The 22,097-nt window shown below is 28.4% G+C and carries 23 protein-coding genes; 5 read left to right on the top strand and 18 right to left on the bottom strand.

The features are described 5' to 3' along the window. Window positions 1-62: 62 nt before the first annotated feature. From HF295_RS06325 to HF295_RS06275, 11 genes are all read right to left on the bottom strand, one after another. Window positions 63-545 (bottom strand): phosphatidylglycerophosphatase A family protein, encoded by a 483-nt coding sequence (locus tag HF295_RS06325; RefSeq protein ID WP_376739690.1) that lies wholly within the window; start codon window positions 543-545, stop codon window positions 63-65. Between the two features lie 29 nt (window positions 546-574). Then, a complete protein-coding gene (locus tag HF295_RS06320; RefSeq protein WP_312031329.1) occupies window positions 575-811 on the bottom strand; it encodes a NifU family protein in 237 nt (78 codons plus the stop codon). Between the two features lies 1 nt (window position 812). After that, window positions 813-1,082 carry a YutD-like domain-containing protein gene (locus HF295_RS06315; RefSeq protein WP_312031328.1) on the bottom strand — a complete coding sequence of 90 codons (270 nt, stop codon included), beginning with the start codon at window positions 1,080-1,082 and terminating at the stop codon, window positions 813-815. 69 nt (window positions 1,083-1,151) lie between these two features. Then, the gene (gene ispF / locus HF295_RS06310) at window positions 1,152-1,643 is read right to left on the bottom strand and encodes a 2-C-methyl-D-erythritol 2,4-cyclodiphosphate synthase (protein WP_312031327.1); all 492 of its coding nucleotides are present in this window, start codon (window positions 1,641-1,643) and stop codon (window positions 1,152-1,154) included. Then, a complete protein-coding gene (gene ispD, locus HF295_RS06305; RefSeq protein WP_312031326.1) occupies window positions 1,640-2,293 on the bottom strand; it encodes a 2-C-methyl-D-erythritol 4-phosphate cytidylyltransferase in 654 nt (217 codons plus the stop codon). Before ispD ends, ispF begins: the two co-directional genes overlap by 4 nt. A gap of 1 nt (window position 2,294) precedes the next feature. Continuing rightward, window positions 2,295-3,467 carry a diguanylate cyclase domain-containing protein gene (locus HF295_RS06300; protein WP_312031325.1) on the bottom strand — a complete coding sequence of 391 codons (1,173 nt, stop codon included), beginning with the start codon at window positions 3,465-3,467 and terminating at the stop codon, window positions 2,295-2,297. A gap of 9 nt (window positions 3,468-3,476) precedes the next feature. Next, the gene (locus HF295_RS06295) at window positions 3,477-5,813 is read right to left on the bottom strand and encodes an MFS transporter (protein WP_312031324.1); all 2,337 of its coding nucleotides are present in this window, start codon (window positions 5,811-5,813) and stop codon (window positions 3,477-3,479) included. Window positions 5,814-5,894: 81 nt separating this feature from the next. Next, window positions 5,895-6,644: a diadenylate cyclase gene (locus tag HF295_RS06290; protein WP_312031323.1), complete on the bottom strand. Its 750-nt coding sequence runs from the start codon at window positions 6,642-6,644 to the stop codon at window positions 5,895-5,897. Between the two features lie 5 nt (window positions 6,645-6,649). Continuing rightward, window positions 6,650-7,150 carry a GtrA family protein gene (locus HF295_RS06285; protein WP_312031322.1) on the bottom strand — a complete coding sequence of 167 codons (501 nt, stop codon included), beginning with the start codon at window positions 7,148-7,150 and terminating at the stop codon, window positions 6,650-6,652. Then, a complete protein-coding gene (locus HF295_RS06280; protein ID WP_312031321.1) occupies window positions 7,143-8,069 on the bottom strand; it encodes a glycosyltransferase family 2 protein in 927 nt (308 codons plus the stop codon). Before HF295_RS06280 ends, HF295_RS06285 begins: the two co-directional genes overlap by 8 nt. Further along, window positions 8,035-11,208 carry a YfhO family protein gene (locus HF295_RS06275; protein ID WP_312031320.1) on the bottom strand — a complete coding sequence of 1,058 codons (3,174 nt, stop codon included), beginning with the start codon at window positions 11,206-11,208 and terminating at the stop codon, window positions 8,035-8,037. Before HF295_RS06275 ends, HF295_RS06280 begins: the two co-directional genes overlap by 35 nt. A 132-nt stretch (window positions 11,209-11,340) precedes the next feature. Here HF295_RS06275 and hflX point away from each other — a divergent pair, with 132 nt between their 5' ends. Together hflX and HF295_RS06265 are read left to right on the top strand one after the other, a co-directional pair. Next, a complete protein-coding gene (hflX, locus tag HF295_RS06270) occupies window positions 11,341-12,582 on the top strand; it encodes a GTPase HflX (protein ID WP_312031319.1) in 1,242 nt (413 codons plus the stop codon). Window positions 12,583-12,592: 10 nt separating this feature from the next. Beyond that, a complete protein-coding gene (locus tag HF295_RS06265; protein ID WP_312031318.1) occupies window positions 12,593-12,946 on the top strand; it encodes a hypothetical protein in 354 nt (117 codons plus the stop codon). Between the two features lie 8 nt (window positions 12,947-12,954). Here the strand turns inward: HF295_RS06265 and HF295_RS06260 are convergent, their stop codons facing one another. Together HF295_RS06260 and HF295_RS06255 are read right to left on the bottom strand one after the other, a co-directional pair. Then, window positions 12,955-13,872: a DMT family transporter gene (locus HF295_RS06260; protein WP_312031317.1), complete on the bottom strand. Its 918-nt coding sequence runs from the start codon at window positions 13,870-13,872 to the stop codon at window positions 12,955-12,957. A gap of 321 nt (window positions 13,873-14,193) precedes the next feature. Beyond that, window positions 14,194-14,532 (bottom strand): hypothetical protein, encoded by a 339-nt coding sequence (locus tag HF295_RS06255; protein WP_312031316.1) that lies wholly within the window; start codon window positions 14,530-14,532, stop codon window positions 14,194-14,196. A 107-nt stretch (window positions 14,533-14,639) separates the two neighbouring features. On the opposite strand from HF295_RS06255, the gene HF295_RS06250 reads away from it, so the two are divergent. Both HF295_RS06250 and HF295_RS06245 read left to right on the top strand, forming a co-directional pair. Then, complete coding sequence (locus HF295_RS06250; protein ID WP_312031315.1) at window positions 14,640-15,548, top strand: hypothetical protein; 909 nt, start codon at window positions 14,640-14,642, stop codon at window positions 15,546-15,548. 169 nt (window positions 15,549-15,717) lie between these two features. Beyond that, window positions 15,718-16,479, top strand: a complete 762-nt coding sequence (locus HF295_RS06245) for an HD-GYP domain-containing protein (protein ID WP_312031314.1) — start codon at window positions 15,718-15,720, stop codon at window positions 16,477-16,479. Window positions 16,480-16,498: 19 nt separating this feature from the next. On the opposite strand, the gene dusB is transcribed toward HF295_RS06245, so the two are convergent. After that, window positions 16,499-17,473 (bottom strand): tRNA dihydrouridine synthase DusB, encoded by a 975-nt coding sequence (gene dusB, locus HF295_RS06240; RefSeq protein WP_312031313.1) that lies wholly within the window; start codon window positions 17,471-17,473, stop codon window positions 16,499-16,501. A 102-nt stretch (window positions 17,474-17,575) separates the two neighbouring features. Between dusB and hslO the strand changes: the two genes are divergently transcribed. Further along, on the top strand, window positions 17,576-18,451 hold the full coding sequence (hslO, locus tag HF295_RS06235; protein ID WP_312031312.1) for an Hsp33 family molecular chaperone HslO: 876 nt from the start codon (window positions 17,576-17,578) through the stop codon (window positions 18,449-18,451). Window positions 18,452-18,499: 48 nt separating this feature from the next. Here hslO and glyA read toward each other — a convergent pair whose 3' ends face one another. The 4 genes from glyA to HF295_RS06215 are packed head-to-tail and all read right to left on the bottom strand — an operon-like array spanning window position 18,500 to window position 22,032. Beyond that, entirely contained in the window at window positions 18,500-19,753 is a 1,254-nt protein-coding gene (gene glyA, locus HF295_RS06230; protein WP_312031311.1) for a serine hydroxymethyltransferase, read from the bottom strand. Continuing rightward, entirely contained in the window at window positions 19,750-20,601 is an 852-nt protein-coding gene (rsmA, locus tag HF295_RS06225; RefSeq protein WP_312031310.1) for a 16S rRNA (adenine(1518)-N(6)/adenine(1519)-N(6))-dimethyltransferase RsmA, read from the bottom strand. The genes glyA and rsmA overlap by 4 nt, the downstream gene beginning before the upstream one ends. After that, window positions 20,591-21,130, bottom strand: coding sequence for a ribonuclease M5 (rnmV, locus tag HF295_RS06220; RefSeq protein ID WP_312031309.1), 540 nt, complete (start codon window positions 21,128-21,130; stop codon window positions 20,591-20,593). The genes rsmA and rnmV overlap by 11 nt, the downstream gene beginning before the upstream one ends. Next, a complete protein-coding gene (locus HF295_RS06215) occupies window positions 21,127-22,032 on the bottom strand; it encodes a diacylglycerol/lipid kinase family protein (protein WP_312031308.1) in 906 nt (301 codons plus the stop codon). Before HF295_RS06215 ends, rnmV begins: the two co-directional genes overlap by 4 nt. Between the last annotated feature and the right edge of the window lie 65 nt (window positions 22,033-22,097).

The following is a 22,097-nucleotide window of genomic DNA, read 5'->3' as shown; positions in this document are numbered from 1 at the left end:
AATCTCGATAATTATCAAGCAAGACATCCCTTGAAATCAAAAAAAAGAATAATCGTAAGTGATTATTCTTTTAAATCTTCAAAATTATGAGCAATAGATGAAGCAGCTGCAGCTGCAATTGCGCCAATAATATCGTCTAAATATGTATTACAACGATTTTCAGCTTTACCTTCCTCGTCTAACTTACCAATAATACCTGGTTTAAGTTTGTCAACATAACCAAAATTGGTAAAACCAATAGAACCATAAACATTCACAATTGATAAAACAAGAATTTCATCAATACCATAAAGTGGATTATCACTATCTATAAGAGATTGTAAAGGCTCAGACAACATTTTCTTTTCAGCAAGTTTATCTAATTCAATACCAGTTAAAATAGCATTTTGAACTTCTCTTTTATCCAAAACTCTTTCAATGGCATCCATGCAATCTTTCATGGTTAAGTTTGATATATATTTTTTTTGTAATTCATAAACGATATCCGCAATATCCTCAATTTTAGCGCCACGTTCAATCAATAAATCTCTAGCAATTTGTTTCATTTTTTTATTTGATTGGACCACTTCGTTTCTCATACTACTAACTCCACTCCAATGACACCAGGCACTCTTTCTAATAAAGTATCTTCAACAAGATCATTCATGGTAGAATCCATAGCTGCACATCCTACACAAGCACCCGAAAATCTAACAAATACAATACCATCTTCAAATTTAACAAATTCGATGTCTCCACCGTCTCTATTTATATAAGGTCTAATCAACTCAATGACTTCCTTAATTTCTTCAATAATTTGTTCATACTCCATATCATTCACTTCCTTTCTCTTCTTTAGGTTCGTTATTCTTAAGGATATAATATGCACAATTAGGGGCACAAGATTCAACAATATAGTCTGGTATCGTGTTAAAGTTCTGTTCATTAAATCCCTTTAATCTTAACTTACCAGCTACATAATCCCCGACAATATACATATATTTATTAAAGTAATCAACATACAATTGATTAAAATCATCGAGAACAAAAGCATCTCGATAATTTTTAATCATATCAAACATTCCATGTTCAGACTCTATCATAATATCACTTCCTTTAGCATAACTATTCTATCATATCAAGCAAAAGAATGATAATAATTTTACCTTGAATTAATCGTAGATAAAATCAGACCTTTCAAGTAAAACAATAGCTTCACATAATATTCCTTTTTCTTCACCCACAAATCCTAAACCTTCATGAGTTGTGGCTTTTATTGATACTCTTTTTATATCACATTTTAATATACCAGCAATTACTTCTCTCATACCATTAATATAAGGTCTTAGTTTAGGTTTTTGTAAAGAAATCATACAATCTAGATTAGATATTTCATAGCCCTTACCTTGAACATAATCAAAGACTTCTTTTAAAATTAATTTAGAGTCATAATCTTTATATTTTGGATTATCATCCGGGAAAAACTTCCCTAAATCTCCAAGTGCTAAAGCCCCTAAAATTGATTCCGCAATAGCGTGTAATAAACAATCCCCATCTGAGTATCCAGAACTGCCCTTATAATGTTCAATTTCAATACCACCTATTAATAGTTTTTCTCCCTCAACAAGTGGATGTACATCTTTAGAAAATCCTATTCTAATCATAATAATTCCTCCATTATTTTAATATCGAATTGTGTCGTCAATTTAATATTTGATTCTTCACCTTCAAGTAAGAACACCTTTTGTCCCATTTCCTTGATCATAACTGAAGCATCATCTTTATACTCATGATGATTCTTTTTTGCCAATTCATAAGCTTCTTTTATATCAGAATAAAGAAATGCCTGTGGTGTTTTTATCATAGCTATAATATCTCTATTGATATATTCATCAATTTGATTGCCTGAATGATAAACCAGAGATTCATTAGCTTTTGTAAATAAAGTAATCGAACCTTCTCTTACCTTTTCCTTTATTTTTGCAATGGACTCTGCAGAGATATTAGGTCTAGCACCATCATGAATAAAAACATAAGATGTATCTTCTAAATCATTCAAACCTATATAAACTGATTCTTGCCTAGTATTTCCACCTTTAATAACCCTAACTTTTGGATGATTAAAAAGTAATTTAACTTGATCATAATCATCCCTATTAATAACCACTAAAACTTCTTTAAAATCCTCATCATGAATAAAGTTTTTAGCCGCGTGTTCAATGACTGTTAAACCTTTAATTTTATATAATACTTTATTATATCCTAAGCCCATTCTTTCTCCTGAGCCCCCACCTAAAATAATCACAGAGTACATCTTATCCTCCAAAAATAGAATAATTATTCTTATTGTCAGAAATCGCTTCTTCAAGCGCTTTATTACTTAAACTAATAAGCTCATTAATATTGATTTTACTCCAAGGATCATGTTTGATAATCCCTAAATTAGGATAAATAATTTGTTGGATACCACCTATACTTAACTTCAAATTAATCAAGTCTCCACCGCTGGTTAAGGCTCGATGTAAATTTTGATATTTTAAATCATCTTTAATAATCAAAGCGAATTGAATTCCAGTAATCCTAAACAAGGTATTTTTTTCTCTAGCAAAATGATATCTCATATTTTTAACATATTCCGCAATCATCAAATTTCCAACATCTCTTCCAAACCTTTTATTAACATCAGGAATATTGGTTAAATGAAGCATGACCAAATAAAAAGTTTCTTTTTCTTTTCTTAATGAAGACAATGTTTTTGTTAATTCTTCTTCATAAGGTAAAGAATCTAGTTCTTCAATTAAAGTATCTGGAAATAATTTTAAATTCACAGGTTTCAAGGTCGCAATAATATGATCCATCTTTTGGTGCTTGAATAATCTACCTTTTTCAATAACCCATGCATAAGTATCTCTAGATTGAACTCGATATTTCATTTCATAACTTGGAACTTTTTCATTTAACTTTTTAATCGTTTGCAAATACATTTTCCGGTCTTCTTCATAGATAATATTAACATAATCATCCATTGTGACTTGATTATTTTGAATATCTATCAAGTCTTTAATTTGATCAGTGATATACAAACCAGAATAATCTGTTTCATAAAAAATCAAACCTTCATTCATGAGTTCTATTGAGCGTATAAACCGTTTTCTTAATAACTCAGAAGTATTGGTTACAGATTCTAATTGTTTTTCTAAATCAAAAAAGTCATGGTCTGTTAAATTCCTTGTCACTTTAATTTTAGATCTAAAGCTTAGACTTAAAACCAATAAAACAGTCACTAACAAAATATAATAAAGGTCTTCAAGATAATTAAATTCATTAAAGGGAATAATATCAGGAAAAAACTCCCAAATAAGTATGACTAAAAGAGTAATTATAAATAAAATAGACTTTAAAATACTGATTCTTTTATAAATAATTATTCCAAGAACATATACCGATGAGATTAGTATAAGCACTGAATAATAGACTAAATCTAACATAAAACACCTCTAACTCTTTTTAATGCTTGTATTGACATAAATAGAAGGATAATAATGGGTTAAAAACAAACCAACAAAAACAAAATTATATAAAACAGACATATGCCTTTCCCCAGTAAAAAACGGACCAAATATAATGGTTAAATAAATGAAAGCCCAAATAAATGTCAAGCCATTGGTCATAGACAAAAATAATTTAGTTTGAACAAATTCTTTAGAATAATCATAGACTAAGGAATTCTTAACAAGTGGTTTATTGATAATCACGGAAATAAACATCAATAGAGTAATCGGACCTAAAATTAAATGATCTTTTGTAAGAAGATTAACTTCTTTAACAAAAATAGATGAAATTCCTAAACCTAATATAATTAAGAAAATTAAACTTTCGAAAATATTCATTTTTCTAAGCTTAATCTTTTTATAAAGAATCATAACCATCAAAAGAATAGCCAAAGGGAAAAAGATATATATACCTTCAAAATAATTTAATAAAAAAGCAGCTAAGGCAATAAAAAACATCCAAGTATTTACATAAAATAATCCAAATTTTTTAAAAGGCGATTTAAAACTTTGAAGGGTATTCTCCCGATAACGATCATCTAAGTCAAAGCTCTTTAAAAAAGCTTTTTTAGTTTCTTCACTACCCATCCACTTAAAGAAATCTGATTTAATAATTTCCTTATAAGATCTTCTTTTAAAAATCAAATCAGTCAGCCGATCGTTAGAAGTGAATATAGATAAATCTGGATTGGAATAACGTCCACTATGAATAATAATGTTTTTTCCTTTAATTCTAAAAAAGTAAGCTGATTTTCCTATTTGAAAATTAATATGAACTTCTTTTTTCCCAAAATAAGTATCATCATAATTTTGCCTTAACATCATTAAGACTTCTTCATTTGAATAATAGAATTCTTCATCTTCTTCTTTGAAATATAATCCATCTTCTATCTTATCCGCTGTAACTATAGCTTGATGAATCTTTCCATATAAACTTGCTTCTGGTCTAATGAATGCCCCACCTATAAATAAATTATCATATACATTAATATGATTTAAACTTTCGTAATCAATCAAATCAGTGATGGATAATTTTCTTAATCTTCTTTCCCGTAACATCGCTAAATAAGGCGTTTCTTCACCGTAACTTATTCCAATATCTAACCACTTTAATTTTGGAAATGCTAAGACCAATTTATCAAGAATATTATCTTCGTTAAAACCCTTGGTTTTATCATAAGTAAAATCAAGACATAACTTTCCAATAGATTTATCTGATTTGTCTATTTCAGAATAATTAAAGATTTTAATTATCTTTTCAGTGTCTGAATCATTGTCTTGATAATAATATATCAATTGTTCTATTCCTATATCTTTTGGAATAGGATCAAAAACTAAATACATGGTTCTTTTTACAACAGGACTATTAATATTAGGATAATATTGTTTTAACTTTCTTACATGCTCATTTAGATCCTTAAAGTAATCATTATAAAACTCTATAGGATGGTCACTGACAAAATAATACTTACCAGTATACTTTTTTCCTTTTTCATCTTCAATGTATTCTACTTTATGTTCATTGGTCACAATATTAGTAATTTCTGTATCAACAATTGAATGCTTAGAAGATAATTTAATTTTTTCTAAAATAAGTGCTCTTAATTTTTCTACAGGTGTTTTAATATAATAAAAACCAGACTTTAAGCCTATAAAATAATTAGAAAAGAAATTATAGGCACTCACCTTATTAATATCTAAACCATTGATAAAAGCATTGGTCTTAAATTCATTAATAATAGAAGAATCATCAAAATAAGAATCCAATAATTCTTTTAAATTGTAGTCTCCCCACTCAACCATCAAAGACGATAAAGTATAATCATTATTATGAAGTAAATTTAAATACTGTTCACGATAATTTAGATAATGTCTTTCTAAATCTTCGAAGAATAATTTGATCTCTTTAATAGCTTTAGGATAATACCTCATCAAATATATCTTAAAATCATTAAAGTGATTGGCTTTTGTCTTTCTTTGTCCATCTTTTGTTACGACAAAATCATTGTCTAACTTAATGTATTCTAAGTCTTTTAATAAATCTAAATCTTCTAAAAAAGCTTCAGTTAGACCGTATTCATCCAATCCTGTAAGGACAGCCTCTGAATCATAGGAAAATTCATAATTTTTCTTATTAAATTCAACAGAAGATTTTTCAGTATTTTGTTTATAAGGAGATAATTTGTTAATCAACAAAATGTCTCTCATTTTTCTCGTCAAAAAGAGCGCTATAATAAGCGCATATATATCGTCACCTATAATAATACAATCATAGTTTTTCATGATGATACTCCTTGTTTTTCAAGAAAATTATAACACAATATAGATTAAATTTCTATTTAAAGAAAAAAAGCGCTTAGCGCTTTAATTGATTTTTAAAATGTTTTCTAAGTACAAATTAAGTGCTTCTTTAGTCACATTGTATTCCATCTTACCATCCACTGTTACAGAGACTCTACCAGTTTCTTCTGAAACAACGATTGTGAAAGCATCTGAATGTTCGCTAATACCGATAGCGGCTCTATGTCTTGTACCATAGTTCATTGGTAAATCAGTTCTATCTGAAGCAGGAAAATAAGCCTTAGCACATAAAATTTTATTATCCCTTATGATTACCGCCCCATCATGTAATGGAGTTGAAGGAATAAATATCGATGTAAGCAATTCTTTTGATACATCAGCATTAATCATCAATGCATTGTCAATAATGTTGGTAAGGCGAATGGATCTTTCAACTGTAATAAGAGCTCCAATTTTTCTTTTCGATAAATAATCAACCGATTGAATTAAAGCAACAGCTAATTCATTATCAATAAGTCTTGGTGATGTATCTATTTTATTAGATGAAATCTTCTTATAAACAGATTTAATCTCATTACAGTAAGTCGCTCCAAAAAATACAAACAAAGTGATTAAAGCTAAAATCTCTGTATATAATCCCCACCCAGATAAGGTATTTGCATATTTAAAGAATGTCGACACTGAAAAAATAGTTAATACCAGCAATAATATTTTTAAAAAACGTATCTGTTTGGTTTCTAGTTTCATTCTTAAATTAATAAGAAAGATACTATATAAATACGCAATAGTTACTGATATATAAAATTCATTCATGTCAATCACACCCCTTGTTTATTTTGATTTTCTTTAATATCACTTGTTTTCTTAAATACAATATTTAATGCTAAATAAGCCACAGGAATTAACAAAGCTGAAGCTAAGAATGGTGCGATATATTTTGCTAGAGGATATATTTCATAATCTAATCCTATCCAATGAACAACCGTATAATCAAAACCAGCAGCCATTAAACTAGAGACCAGCCATCTTGCAAGAAAAACTAAAATTACTGCTGAAAACTGTACTGTGGTTTTATGTTTGGGTTTGAAGGTGAAATAAGCATTAGCAAAATATGAAAATGTTGATGCTGAAACAAAAGCAATAGCATTAGCTATAAAAGCAATCATCGCAGATAAATAGTTTGTTTGATCACTCAACAAATTATAAATCAAACCATACACCAACATATGTATTAATGTATTTACAACACCTATAATTCCAAAAGTAATGAATTTCCTAGTTAAAAAATGTTTTTTTATAAATGTCCAAATCTTATTCAACCTGCAAATCCTCCGAAGCTTCTTCAATTAAGTAAATAGGTCTTTGTAAAACTTGTTTGCGATTTTGATAAAGCAAATAAATTATAACATAAGAAAATATACTCAATGCTAATATAATAAAACTTAAATGTAAGGTAATAATAAAAGTTGTTAATGCATAAAAATCAAAAATATATAAAAATATATCTACTATCAATACCATAAAACCTAAAACAAAGCTTAAGACTGGTAATACCAAAAGAATTGTTGAAAACTGATTCATCCCATTAAAAGCATACTTTAATAAAGAGTAAAAACTCCATGAAGTCTTACCATGTTGTCTTGGAATAAAATCAAACTCAATTGATTTTCTTTTAAAACCAACCCATGAAAAAATACCTTTTATAAATCTATTATTATCTTTTATTCTAATAAAGGCATCCACAACCTGTTTATCCATTAATTGATAATCTTTAGCGCCATTAATTAATGGTCTCTCAGTGTAAACATTATAAATCTTATAAAACAAATTGGCGAACAATCTTCTTAACCTAGGTTCACCATCTCTTGATTTAGATTTGGTATAAATAATTTTATATCCTTCACGATAATATTGAATCATTTCAGGTATTAAGGCAGGTGGTTGTTGAAGATCACAGTCAATAATTATAATAAAATCTTTATCTTGTGAGTTAACCAAACCAGCATGCATGGCTGGTTCTTTACCAAAATTTCTTGATAATGAAAGATATTTTACAGGAATATCCTTAACCTCAATATTCTTAATGGCTTCCAAAGTATTATCTTTAGAACCATCATTAACAAATAACATGTCAAATTCTATATCATCATATACCAAATATTTTCTAGCTTCTTCATAAAATAAAGCTATATTTTCTTCTTCGTTATATGCTGGTATGATCAATCTGGCTTTCATCATTTTCATCACTCCGTTTTAATTTTCTCTTGATTAATGGATAACTGATCAAACCTAGATATATAGCACTTCCAATCATTGATAATTTGAGACCATTACCAATGTTTTTTGGAACAAATTTTAAAGAGATATCCACTGCTTGAGTACCTTCAGGAATAATGATTCCTAAAAAACCGCCGCTAACACTTATTTTATCATATTTTTGCTCGCTTGTGAATTCCCAATCATCAGAATATGTAACTGGAATCGTAACAATATTATTTTTAGTTGATGGACCATTATATTGATAACTTAAATCTATTTTTCCATTCTTAATTATTAAAGACTTATTCTCTACTTGGACACTAGAATTTTCAATTAAATCAAAAGCAGAATACTTTAAAAATAAGACAGATAAATCACTATGTCCATATAGTTGAGCTGTTTTATATACATAGACTTTTGACATATTTTCAGAATAAAAGAACAAACCATTAACAGAATATATTCTTTCGCCTTCAGTTGTTTCTATAAATGTTTTACCTAAATCATAACCGTTAAAATCGAAACTCAATACTTTCCCGCTTAAATCTCGACTAAGATTATTTAAATCATAGACTAAATAAGCCGCACCATCAACTGCTCTTTCCTTGCGAGTAATATAAGATGGGGCTGAAGATATTTCATCTGTTTTTTCTATAAACACTTTTTCAATAGGTGAAAAGAACTGCCCACAATGAATGGTCGTTTTTTGATCATTATCTTTCATTATTCTTAAACTACAAGCAATTTCTCTACCTGAAGAATCTAAATAAAAAGCTTGACCATAATCTGATATTGGGTGGTTGTTGTCTTTTAACACAAATTCACCACTTGGATAATCAATAATAAAATCATCATAAACATAAAATTCAGCCATCTCTTCAGAATCCAATTTTTTCCTTTGGACTGTTTCGCTGACTCTCAATGTATCATAAGCTCTTATATTTCCTTCAATTTCGAAGTCTTGCAAATCTTCACTCATCATTTCTTCTAATAAGAAATTTTCAAAATCATAATCATCTTGATAACGCTCTTCATCTATCATAACCGCCGATAAAAATAGCTTTTCAGCTGATATTTGCGAATAATTTCTTGAAAAATCTTTAAAAGTGCTATAAGTCAAATATTTATCATAGACATAAAAACTCTCTACTGTATTTATCTTGTACAAGGCAAATTGAGAATTGCTAGCTATAAATTCAAAATCTTCAGAATCTGAAAACGATTGATTTAATGCTTCTGTTAAAACATACTTATAACCTAAAAAAGTAGATAAATAGTAACTATAGTAATTCATTTTAATTTTAGATTGTCTTTCTGAATTCTCTCCTAAAGTAGGAAATATTAAGAAAACCAAATTATCAGTCTCAGAATCCGACCATGAATGAAAGATTCTTGAATTGGTAGGGAAGGATGTCATTTGATTATAGTTATGATCAACAATATTAAAATCATCCATATTAACATAAACTCTAGTAAATTGCTCATCATCAATATTTTCGTTCATAAAATCATTAATTTCATTCATTTCTTTAAATTGAGCAATTCTATTCATAGAAGCAAAACCACTAACGAAAATATAACCAACTGCTATAACCAATTCACCTAATATTAAAACTTTAATCCATTGGTGTCTTTTAAACACAATAAGTAAAATACCTGCAGCTAATATAGATAATGAAACAATCATAAAGATTCTATCGTAAGTTAAGGTTTCAATTACAAAATCTTTTAATCCATGTTCTCCATCCATTTGTTTTTGATAATAAATAATTAAATATATTCCTATAGCACTGATTAAAGACCAAGTAATTAAAGATAAAAATCTTTTCTTCGTCTTAAATTCGAAATTTTCATAAACATGTGCCACAACTAAAACTTGTAAAATCGGGAACATATTTAACCAACGATTATATGGAAAGGCCTCTTGATCTGAACTTGAAAACAACTCCATGATAAAAGTACCTGATAAGATACTTGAAAAAATAGGTAAAAGACTAAAAACAATCACAAAAGCAAACATTATTTTATAAACATTGGCAATTTTACCTCTCATAAAAATCACCAAAGTCATTAATAAGAATCCAATAATTGAAATATAATTAGATACATGTTCTAATTTGTAATCATTTAGAAAACCTCTAAAACTAACCGGTCTTTGTGGAGAATACATCTTAGCAAAATAACGAATATAAACTTGTGGATCATATAACTTAAGTTTAAAGATTTTCAAATCAACTATCCAAGGTTTAAAAGTCACAGATGTTCTAATGGTTTCTTCAGAAATAAAGGTTATCGCTGGCAATAGAACCACTGATGACATTAATACTCCTAACAATAACAAAGATAAAAAACTAACCCCTTTTATCAAGAAATCACTAATTTTAAATGAACGGTATTTAAAATACTCGATTAAATAAGCAAAAGAAATAAAGGCAAGCAACATATAAGCTAAATAAAAATTATAAAATACAATCATTAATACATATAAAGGAACCACCCAATATTTCTTTTCAAAGAAATAATGAATGACGATTAAAGCTAGAGGCAAATATACTGTCATGGATAAAAAAGCAGGGAAATTCATAAATGAAACAGTTCCGCCATTTATAAAATATAAAATACTTATCCAAAAAATAGTTGAATTCTTATATTTTTTTAAGGCTAAATAAATACCTAGCAAACCAACACCAATGACTATTTTCATTAACTCCATTGTTGATATAGCCACAACAGTAGGCATAACAAAACTTAATAACAAGGTTAATAGCGTCAACAAATCTAAAGGTACGTAGTATAAATTAGAAAAAAGTGATGCGCCAAAATAGTTATTTAAATCAAAAAATGATAAAGAACCCTCTTTAATAGATCTTATAAAACCTTCTAAAATAACATAATATTGTAAAATATCATCAGAATGATTATTATAAACACTGTTATTGTTCAAAATAATATATAGTTGAACACCTATTAATATAATAAAAACAAATAAGACAGTAAAAATAATCGTATTTTTAGGTTTATTTAAAACTTTACGATTGAAAAAATCTTTAACAAAACCTATGATCTTTATAATCGTAGAGATAATATTTTTTTGAAAAAAAGTCTTAATTTTTGTCATAGAACACCTCTCATAACTGTAAACATTATTATATCATAAAATATGACTTAATATATAAGAAAATTTAGTCTTTAAAATGATAAAACATTTAAAATTTCGCTATAAAGCGTTATAATGTATATGAGGTGACTTATGGAAAAAGGATTACTTGTTGGACTCAACACAGAACTAGAAAAAGATTTTAAAGAATCTATGGCTGAATTAAGAAATTTAGCTCATGCATGTCATATCGAAATCATCGAAGAATTAATACAAAACAAATCTATGCCAACCAATAAATTTTATATCGGTAAAGGCAAGGTTGATGAACTTAAACTACTTATTGAGTCTTTAGAACCTGATTTAGTTATTTTTGATAATGAATTAAGTCCTAGTCAAATTAGAAACTTAGAAAAAGAACTAGAAATCAAAGTCATTGACCGTACAGTTCTAATTTTAGACATATTCGCTCGTCGAGCTAAAACAACAGAAGCGAAACTACAAGTAGAATTAGCTCAATCAGAATATATGTTGCCAAGAGTTATAGGTATGTATAAATCATTATCTAGACAACGATCAGGTACAGGTTCTAAAGGCCCTGGTGAACAAAAACTTGAGTTAGATAGAAGGTTGCTAAGAAATAAAATTGTAAAATTAAAAAAAGACCTTCAAGCAGTCGTTGAAATTAGAAGAACTCAACGTCAAAACCGTAAATCTAGCCATATACCAATTGTATCTCTCACAGGATATACCAACTCAGGAAAATCAACTTTGATGAATGCGTTAATTGATGCTTCAACAAATATTAAAAAAGAACATGTCTTAAAAAAAGATATGCTTTTTGCTACTTTGGAAACAAAGACAACTAACATTTCCTTAAGTGATACAAAAAATTTCTTACTCACAGATACTGTAGGTTTTATTAAAAAACTCCCTCACCATTTAGTTGAAGCTTTTAAATCAACACTTGAAGAAATCACTGAAGCTGATTTATTATTACATGTCATCGATGTTTCAAATCCTCAATATAAAAAACAAATAGAAGCTGTTGATATTGTGCTTAAAGAAATTAAGGCAGAAAACATTCCAACAATCTATGTCTATAATAAAATAGATTTAATCGATGATTTACCTTTATTAGAAACAGAAAACTCAATATTTATTTCTGCAGAAAATAATCTAAATATTCAAAAATTGCTTACAATGATTAATCATGAATTAGAAAAAAATACAAAAATAGTTCAACTATTGCTACCTTATAATAAAGGAGATATTTTTTCATATTTTAAAAAGAACAAAAGTATCATATCTACAACCTATGAAGAAACTGGTATTTTAGTACAATTAAGACTTTCTAAAGAAGAAATAGAAAAATATAATCAATATATTAAATAGGGGAATCAACATGATTGATCTAAATAACAAAAAAGCAACATCAATAATTAATTATAAGAAAGCTTTAGTCTTTTATAATAGAAAAAAATGGCTTAAACCAATCTATATTGGTAAAGCCAAATCATTTTCAGGATATCAAACAATTGCTAAATTTAAAACATCGGGCGAAGAAAAACTATACATTGAATTCACACAAAGTAAAGGTTACTCTGCTTTATTTCTTTTACAAAATGGGAATGTTCAGATCATTACAGACACTAATTGTCAAAAAACATTTGAATTTCAACTAGAAGCGGGCTTATGTCGACTTAGATTAATTGGAGATCACGCTTCCTTGAATTATTATGTTGAAAGAAGAAAATAAGTCGTTCATCAAGAACGACTTATAAATTTGCTTTTATAATTTTTAAATACCTGCACAACATCTATTTCGCTTAACAATATACCCATAAATACAAAGGCCATACCAAATACTAGTTTCATGGAAAATAACTCATTATAAAAAATAATAGAAAATATAGGTCCAAAAACACTTTCTGTAGAAATTAAAACAGCTGCTTCAGATGCGTGAGTGTACTTTTGACCAATTGATTGAAAAACAAAGCCGATAAAACTTGCAAAAAAACCAATAGCAAGTCCAGATAGAAAAATCTTTAAACTATCCCAATCGTTAAAATCCACTCTTGGATGTCCTGCTTTTATCATCATTGCTATATAAGACAAGATACTTACCGTAAGTAACTGAAAAGCCATTAAAGTAATTGGATCCTTCTTCTTAGCTGTTTTACCTAATAAATATAAGTGTATTCCCCAAAAAATAGCACCTATAAAAGTCAATACATCACCGATGTTTAATCCTGATCCCCATTTTTGAAAATCAACAGAAATAATGACTATACCTGAAAATGTCAAAAACCCAGCTATATAAGATTTATAACCAACAAATTTTCTTTCAAACAGATAAATTATTAAGGGTAATACTATGATATATCCTGCAGTAATTAAAGCATTTTTTGATGGTGTCGTTTCTTCCAAACCCCATGTTTGAAAGAAAAAACCTAAAAACAAAAATATTCCTAAAAATAATCCTTTTTCTAGAGTATCTCTGTCAGTCTTAATAATTCTTTTAAAGAAGATCAGGAAGATTGATGCAGTGGCTGAAAAAAATCGCACAAACAAAAGTTGGGAATCATCCCAACCACTGTCTATAATATATTTATTAGCAACAAAACCGAATCCCCAAATAACCCCAGCAGTTAAAAGGATGATTCGTGCTGTATTTCTATTCATAAAATCACCTTTTCATTAATTTTGCCAAAATAATTATATCATATGACAATAGAAATTATTTGTTTAATGAAAAATGTTTTATGGTATAACAAAAAAAGCTTAATATAATTAGAATATTTAATACTGTATTTCATGATTTTACTTTTATAAAATTGTGAGTTTTGTTAAGATAAAATATGTGAAATAAGTACTTAAGCTTTTTTTATATAATTTGTGAGTTTTTATTCAGATTCATAGTTTATTATGCTTGTATGTGAGTTATGTAGTATAATAAACGTAGAGAAAATAAAAATTAAAATATTTATTGAACTATTAAAACTATTAAATATTTACAAAATCTGGAAAGTCATCATCTTCAAAGCCGATATTTACAAAATCTGGAAAGTCATCATCTTCAAAGCCGATGTTTACAAAATCTGGAAAGTCATCATCTTCAAAGCCGATGTTTACAAAATCTGGAAAATCGTCATCTTCAAAGCCAATGTTTACAAAATCTGGAAAGTCATCATCTTCAAAGCCGATGTTTACAAAATCTGGAAAATCGTCATCATCAAAACCCATTAGATCAACATTTTCTTGATCATTAAAAAAACCTTCTTCATACATATTTAGCCCAATCGCTAAACCAATCAAAAACAAAAATAACGCTAATTTTTTCATAAAATAATCCCCCTAATATATAAATATACGTTTGTATATTTATATATTAGTATTATTTCAAACAAAAGACAACGGCGTATATGTCATACATTTTATAAGGAGTAAACATGGATATTGTCAAATTACTAAATTATATGGAAAACCTAAGATATGATCGAAAAATGAATCAAGAATTTTATTTACACGATGTAATATCTCAAAGACAATACTATCGATATCGAAGTGGGGAATCAGAAGTTCCCTTCGAAGTCATTATTAAGTTAGCAAATAAACTACAAATTCCACTACTAAAACTAATATCAAATTATCAAACTTATGCAGCAAAAGAGATTGATTTAGTACGAGAATATTTAAATTTAGTTATGAGTAAAAAATTAGATCAAGCATCTAAACTAATTAAAGGCAAAAAGAGTTTTATGCTTTTAGATGAAGAAATAGAGGTTTTTTACCAAATTGCATTGGTTTTGCATAAGTATTACGGTCACCAAATCAACACAGAGAATATGATTCTTTTACTTAAGACCAAATCTAATTTCACGGAAATTATGAATAAGTCAGTTTTACATGATAGCGAAATTTATCTTTTGGGTGTTATTATGGAGTACAGTGATGAAGACAGAACAAAGATATTGGAGAAGATAATCAATCTAAGAAAAAATGATAAACTACTCTTAGGTGGAAATGCTCTATTCAATTCTCAAGTGTTTTTCTGGATTATTAAGAATTTAGGTATAATGAATAGATTTAACGAGCTCATAGAAATAGCAAATGAAGCAATTAAGTACAGTAAACATAATTATTCATATTACTCTATAGAATATTTTTATTATTTTAAAGCATTAGCTCATTACGAACTAAAGAATCATGAAGAATTTGAGTTAGCGTTAACACAAACTATTTGTTTCTTATCACATTATGATGATTTTAAACGGAATCATTTTATAAATACTATTAAAAAAGACACTAATATTGATTGTAAAGAGTTCATTATAGATAAAATAAAGAAAGAATTTTGAAAATTCTTTCTTTTTTTTGAAATGTATGACATATACGCCGTTGTCTTTTTAACGAAATTCAACGAAAATATAGGTGTGAGTTTTGTAGTAAGATGAAATAGGTGAAAATAATGCATACATTATTTAACATTTATTCGTCTCTTTATTATACGATAATGGAGCGAATACTATGGAGTTAAGAAAGCAAATAAATGATCGAATAGCACAATTAACTTTTAAGAATCTTGATTCTTATTGTTTGTTATGTCTAAATCAATTTCCAAATATAATCACAGATGAGATTCCAGGTAATTGTTATTACGCTTTAAACAATCAGTGTGGCATGGCGCATTTATATCATCACTTTAATTTTAGTAATTATGCAATAACAAAGAATGAACCATTTAATTTATTAGAAAATAATCCCCAATTCTTCTCTATAGATAATCAAGTGTTTGATCATTCTGTAAAAGTAAGTGAACTCTGCTATCAACTTGGCGAAGCTTTAGATTTAGATGATAATGAACTACTGAAATTAAAAAAAGCTGCAATGTATCATGATGTTGGTAAGAATAAAATTCCTCAAAACATTTTAAACAAACCTAGTTCTTTAAATAAAGATGAATGGAAAATAATGAGGAATCATGCAGTCTTATCATATAAAACATTATTGAAATTCCCCCAATTTAATAATATCGCTTTATATGTTAAGTATCATCATGAAAGAATCGATGGAAAAGGTTATCCTGAAGGTCTAAAAGGTGATGAAATACCATTTATATCTAGAATTATTTCTGTAGTTGATGCTTTTGAAGCAATGACTTCTGATAGACCATATAAAAAAGCAATGACTCAAGAAGAAGCCATTGCCGAATTAATCAAAAACGCTGGAACACAATTTGATAAAAATATAGTTAAAACTTTCATAAATAATGTCCTTGAGAATAAGTAGAGAAATCTACTTATTCTTTTTATATTATATGAGTAAAATAATCATCTATGATATTTTGAATATCAGTAATTGTTTCTGCGCTTACAATTTTACTTTTTACTCTACTAGCACCTGGTAATCCTTTTAAATACCAAGCGCCATGACTACGCATTTCTAGTACAGCTATTTTTTCTCCTTTTAATTCAATAAGTTTCTTTAAATGAAGTAAAATATATTCCTTTCGGGTTTCTAAATCAATATCCTTAACATAAGATCCTGTTTCAAAGTAATCAACTGTTTGTTGAATAAGCCATGGATTTCCTAACAATCCTCTCCCTATCATAATGGCATCAACCCCAGTTTCATCTATCATTCTTTTAGCATCTTCTGGGCTCAAAATATCTCCATTTCCAATAACAGGGATTGAAACTGCATTCTTAACTTGCTTAATAATATCCCAATCTGCGTGACCAGTATACATATCTGTTTTTGTTCTACCGTGTATAGCGATTGCTTTAGCTCCAGCTTTTTCTAAACCTTGTGCAAACTCAACTGCATTGATATGTTCATGGTCCCAACCTTTTCTTATCTTAACAGTGACAGGCTTATGAACTTTCTTAACTATTTCTTCGACGATTTTGTATGCTAAATCCGGTGTTTTCATTAAAGCAGAACCAGCCCCAGACTTAACTACTTTTGTAACTGGACAACCCATATTAATATCAATAATGTCACAATTAGAATTTTGATCAATAAAAATCGCTGCTTCAACCATGGATTTTACGTCAGAACCAAACAACTGCAAGGCAATTGGTTTATTTTCATCTAATACTTCAATCATTTCATGAGTCTTCTTATTTTCATATAACAAACCCTTATCAGAAATCATTTCAGTGTAAATTAAACTTGCGCCAAACTCTTTAAGAATTATTCGATAAGCTAAATTAGTTACCCCAGCCATAGGAGCGACTATAACTTTATTTTTTATTTCAATTTGACCTATATTAAAACTCATATCATCACTTCTTTCCTAAATATTATATCTTATCTTTATTAAATATCAAAACATTAGATTTTTAAAAACTTTGTGTTATAATACCTAACAGGAAGTGATAAAATGAATGATTATTTAGTTAAAGCATATGCTTTTAACGGGACTGTAAGAATATACGCTGCAACAACTACTAAGCTAGTTGAAGAAGCAAGAAAAATACATCAAAGTTACCCAGCTGCTTCAGCTGCTTTTGGTAGATTATTAACAACCTCTTTAATCATGGGCGCCATGTATTCAGAAGATCAAAGTTTAACCATTAGAGTTGATGGTAATGGTCCAATTGGTAAAATGATTACTAAAGTTGATGCTCATGGTCATGTTAAAGGAACTTTGGAAAACCCTCAAGTACATTACTCATATAAAGATAAACTAGCTGTAGGGATGGTTGTCGGCAATCAAGGTTATATCCATGTCACAAAAGATTTAAAAATCAGAGATGTTTTTACATCTTCTTCAGAAATTCAAACTGGAGAAATAGCTGAAGATTTTACATATTATTTCGCTAAAAGTGAACAAATTCCTTCATCTGTAGGTTTAGGCGTTTTAGTCAATGAAAATAATGAAGTCTTTGCCAGTGGTGGTTTCATATTACAGGTTATGCCAGGTGTTAAAGAAGATACAATTACACAAATAGAAGAGAATATCTCATCTATGAAACCAATATCTGAACTAATCAACGACGGAAAAACACCTGAAGAAATTATCCAAGAAATAACAAAAGGTGATCACGAGTTTGTTGAAGAAATGCCCTTATCATATCAATGTGACTGTTCAAAAGAAAGATTTGAAAATGGTTTATCAACCTTAGATATTAAAGAACTTGATTCTATGATTGATGACTTAGAACCTATAGAAGTGACTTGTGATTTTTGTAAGACTCACTATCATTTTTCTATTGATGAGATTAAAGCTATCAAAAAAAATAAAGAAGAAAAATAAATCAATTCTAAAAAAATGTCATGCATTAATTTTGCATGACATTTTATATTATTTTGTTGGTTTATAATAATTTAAAGGATATTTATCAGTTAAAACTTTAACCCTTGCTTTAACTTGTTTCAAAATATCTTCATCTTCAGGGTTCATTAAAATCATATCAATTAAGATTGCAACTTCTTCAAAATCGTTTTCTCTAAATCCTCTTGTTGTCATCGCTGGTGTTCCTAAGCGAATCCCTGAAGTAATAAATGGTTTTTTAGTATCATAAGGTATAGTATTCTTATTACATGTAATATTTGCTTGATCTAATAAATTTTCTGCTTTTTTACCTGACATTTTGGCTTTTGATAAAACATCTAATAATAATAAATGATTATCTGTACCATTAGATACAACATGGTACCCTAAATCAATAAATTTTTGAGCAAATACATGAGCGTTTTTAACAACTTGTTTTTGATATTCAATAAATTCATCGGTAAGAGCTTCACCAAAAGCTGCTGCTTTAGCTGCAATAATATGCATTAATGGTCCACCTTGTATTCCAGGGAAGACTACTCTATTTACATTTTTAGCAATTTCTTCATCATTAGTTAATACAATTCCACCTCTAGGTCCTCTTAAAGTTTTGTGGGTAGTTGATGTAACAATATCGGCGTATTCACATGGATTTGGATGTAATTTAGCAGCTACTAAACCAGCGATATGAGCCATATCAACCATGAACAAAGCACCAACTTTATCACATATTTCTTTAAACCTTTTAAAATCAATGATTCTTGGATAAGCACTGGCTCCCGCAACTATTAGTTTTGGTTTTACTTCTAAAGCTTTCTCTTCTAAAGCATCATAATCAATTGTCTCAGTATCTTTATCAACGAAATAAGGATAAAATTCATAATCAATTCCTGAGAAACTTAATGGATGCCCATGAGTTAAATGTCCGCCTTGATCTAGCGCCATTCCTAATACCTTATCCCCTGGTTGTAAGATGGCTCGATAAGCTGCCATATTAGCGGTAGATCCTGAATGAGCTTGAACATTAGCGTAGTTTACATTGAATAATTTTTTAATTCTTTCAATTGCTAAATCTTCAGCTTTATCAACAAATTCACAACCTCCATAATATCTTTTTCCTGGATAGCCTTCTGCATATTTATTTGTTAAAACAGAGCCATCAGCTTCTAGCACTGCTTCAGAAACGAAATTTTCTGATGCAATTAATTCGATATGACTTTGTTGTCTTTCGAATTCTTCTTGGATAATGTCATATAATTCCTTATCCGTCTTTTGTAAAATCATATTAAATCCTCCTCTTTAAATAATTTATATAAATTTTTAATCATTTCTAAATCAAGAGCTTCCGCCCTTATTTTATCATTGATTTCTAATTTGTCTAATAAAACTTTAATATCATCTTTGTTTATAGAAAAACTTGAATGAAGGTTATTGACTAAAGTCTTCCTTCTTTGAGAAAAACATTCATGTACAAACTGATAAAATAAAGGATCTCTTTCTTTCTCAAGATACCTATCTAACCTAATTACTGCAGAGTCAACATTTGGTCTCGGTTGAAAGACTGTTTTTGGCACTTTAAACATATATTTTGCTTCAGATTGATCTTGAATAATGATTGATAAAGCATTATAGTCTTTTGTATTCGGTTTTGAAGTTAGTCTTTGCGCTACTTCTAACTGCATCATTAAAACAAGACGTTTAATTTTCTGACTTTCTTCTAATATTTTCATAATAATTGGCGTTGTTATATGATAAGGTAAATTACTAATAACAATCACATTATTAGCTTGATCAAGATATCGATCAATATCTTGATCAACACTTTGAACTTTAAGAAAGTCTTGGTGCTCAATATGAATGTTATCTTTATCTTTGAATAAAGTTTGTAGATGCGGAATTAAGTCATCATCAATTTCGTATAAGAGAACTTTTTTTGATTGATCAACAAGATATTTGGTAAGAGCTCCAAAACCAGGACCAATTTCTATTACATAAGAATCTTTATTGATATCAGCTGATTTCACTATCTTTTTAATAATATTTTCATCTAATAAAAAGTTTTGACTAAACTTCTTTTTAATAAAAAAGTTTTTTTGATTGACTTGTTTATTAACATAATCATTATGATTCATTTAAAATTTCATCAATCCTTTCTAAAGAAATATTTAATAAATTTAAATATTTCAATAAAGTTTTAGCATTAGAAAAAGGAATATGTAAAGATTCACATACTTTCTTTCTTAAATTTCTTGAATGAATAGAATTTGCTAGTTTTCTAACCATTAGGTCTTTTAAAAAAATTGTTTGTCGTTTTTGCTTCATAGTTAGTTTATGAACTAAAGCTTCATAAACATCATCCTTTGTAGCGTGTTCTATTCCAACTTTTTTATTATTTTTACTTATGGCTTTGTCTTTTGACATGGAGGCTATTGAATAACGACCACCTGTAGATAATATTTTATTCATGATTTGTTGTCCTGGATAATCTGGGTCCAAAAACAAAATAACTTCATTTTCTAAACTTGCTTGATAAATAGCGTTTAATGTTTCTTCTGATATTTCACTGCCATTGGTGACTATCACGGGCAAATTTGGAAAAACTTGATTAACCTTTATTTGATCGTGGTATCCCTCGACAACTATAACTTGTGATCTACTCATTGATTTAAAAAATACCTTTTCTTTACCTTTTTAGGCACATATATTTCTATGGCTTGCTTATGAACTTTTACAAGTTTGTTTCCTTCTCCACCATATTCTCCATCAATATTCCAACTTTCATTAGAATTGGTCCTCACTTCAAGTTTTGAAGTTGTAAACTTATCTATTAAAGGGGTTGACCAAAAAGGAAACAAGAAGTAAATAACATATAATAATGGATTTAAAGGGTAAAAACTTCTAAACATGACCACATTAACTTTCCCATCATCTAATTCGGGTTTATAAACCATATTCATACCCGCAACTCTTTTTGAATTAATGATTAACATTAATGAATATACACCGCTTACTTTTCCCTCATCATGATAGACAGTCATTCTCATTTTTGGAATTGAAAAAAATTCTTGAGCAGCTTTAATCATATAAGCCAAGTGTCCTATTCTTTTTTTTAGTTTTGAATCTGTTACATATGAAATATCAATGAAAGCACCAGTCCCCGTAACATAACATGAATATCTATCATTAGTTCTTACAACATCCATCTTTACAGATTCTTCATTTAAGATAATATTTAATGCCTTATCTATTTTTTTAGTAATCCCTAAACTCATGCCTATATCACAAGTAGTTCCTGAAGGAATATAACCAATTTTAGGTCTTTTCTCATAAGACATTAATCCGTTTACACATTCATTAAAAGTCCCATCTCCACCACTGATGATAAGCAAATCATAATTTCCTTCACAAGCTTCCTTGGCTATTTCCTCAGCGTGAGCAGGATGGTTTGTTTTTCTTATATGAAGTGTTTCGTATTTACTTTTAATTTTTTCTTCAATGTATGGCAAAAAGAGTTCAAATCTTTGTTTACCACTCATTGGATTATAAATTAAAATAGCCTTCATAAAAACCTCTTTTCGTCTTTTCTAATTATACCATAGACAATTATAAAATAAAATGCTAGTTTAAA

Origin of the sequence: Hujiaoplasma nucleasis (assembly GCF_013745115.1) — a bacterium.
Classification (GTDB): domain Bacteria; phylum Bacillota_I; class Bacilli_A; order Izemoplasmatales; family Hujiaoplasmataceae; genus Hujiaoplasma; species Hujiaoplasma nucleasis.
Note: the sequence above shows the minus strand (reverse complement) of the source record. Positions and strands in the feature narration are given on the sequence as shown.

Excerpts from the sequence above, each read along its gene's own strand:
- HF295_RS06290 (WP_312031323.1), bottom strand. The coding sequence starts at position 6,644 with ATGAATGAATTTTATATATCAGTAACTATTGCGTATTTATATAGTATC.
- HF295_RS06320 (WP_312031329.1), bottom strand. The coding sequence starts at position 811 with ATGGAGTATGAACAAATTATTGAAGAAATTAAGGAAGTCATTGAGTTG.
- HF295_RS06280 (WP_312031321.1), bottom strand. The coding sequence starts at position 8,069 with ATGATGAAAGCCAGATTGATCATACCAGCATATAACGAAGAAGAAAAT.
- ispF (WP_312031327.1), bottom strand. The coding sequence starts at position 1,643 with ATGATTAGAATAGGATTTTCTAAAGATGTACATCCACTTGTTGAGGGA.
- HF295_RS06265 (WP_312031318.1), top strand. The coding sequence starts at position 12,593 with ATGATTGATCTAAATAACAAAAAAGCAACATCAATAATTAATTATAAG.
- HF295_RS06295 (WP_312031324.1), bottom strand. The coding sequence starts at position 5,813 with ATGAAAAACTATGATTGTATTATTATAGGTGACGATATATATGCGCTT.
- HF295_RS06250 (WP_312031315.1), top strand. The coding sequence starts at position 14,640 with ATGGATATTGTCAAATTACTAAATTATATGGAAAACCTAAGATATGAT.
- glyA (WP_312031311.1), bottom strand. The coding sequence starts at position 19,753 with ATGATTTTACAAAAGACGGATAAGGAATTATATGACATTATCCAAGAA.
- rnmV (WP_312031309.1), bottom strand. The coding sequence starts at position 21,130 with ATGAGTAGATCACAAGTTATAGTTGTCGAGGGATACCACGATCAAATA.
- HF295_RS06300 (WP_312031325.1), bottom strand. The coding sequence starts at position 3,467 with ATGTTAGATTTAGTCTATTATTCAGTGCTTATACTAATCTCATCGGTA.
- rsmA (WP_312031310.1), bottom strand. The coding sequence starts at position 20,601 with ATGAATCATAATGATTATGTTAATAAACAAGTCAATCAAAAAAACTTT.
- HF295_RS06315 (WP_312031328.1), bottom strand. The coding sequence starts at position 1,082 with ATGATAGAGTCTGAACATGGAATGTTTGATATGATTAAAAATTATCGA.
- HF295_RS06260 (WP_312031317.1), bottom strand. The coding sequence starts at position 13,872 with ATGAATAGAAATACAGCACGAATCATCCTTTTAACTGCTGGGGTTATT.
- ispD (WP_312031326.1), bottom strand. The coding sequence starts at position 2,293 with ATGTACTCTGTGATTATTTTAGGTGGGGGCTCAGGAGAAAGAATGGGC.
- HF295_RS06215 (WP_312031308.1), bottom strand. The coding sequence starts at position 22,032 with ATGAAGGCTATTTTAATTTATAATCCAATGAGTGGTAAACAAAGATTT.
- dusB (WP_312031313.1), bottom strand. The coding sequence starts at position 17,473 with ATGAGTTTTAATATAGGTCAAATTGAAATAAAAAATAAAGTTATAGTC.
- HF295_RS06325 (WP_376739690.1), bottom strand. The coding sequence starts at position 545 with ATGAAACAAATTGCTAGAGATTTATTGATTGAACGTGGCGCTAAAATT.
- HF295_RS06275 (WP_312031320.1), bottom strand. The coding sequence starts at position 11,208 with ATGACAAAAATTAAGACTTTTTTTCAAAAAAATATTATCTCTACGATT.
- hslO (WP_312031312.1), top strand. The coding sequence starts at position 17,576 with ATGAATGATTATTTAGTTAAAGCATATGCTTTTAACGGGACTGTAAGA.
- hflX (WP_312031319.1), top strand. The coding sequence starts at position 11,341 with ATGGAAAAAGGATTACTTGTTGGACTCAACACAGAACTAGAAAAAGAT.
- HF295_RS06255 (WP_312031316.1), bottom strand. The coding sequence starts at position 14,532 with ATGAAAAAATTAGCGTTATTTTTGTTTTTGATTGGTTTAGCGATTGGG.
- HF295_RS06245 (WP_312031314.1), top strand. The coding sequence starts at position 15,718 with ATGGAGTTAAGAAAGCAAATAAATGATCGAATAGCACAATTAACTTTT.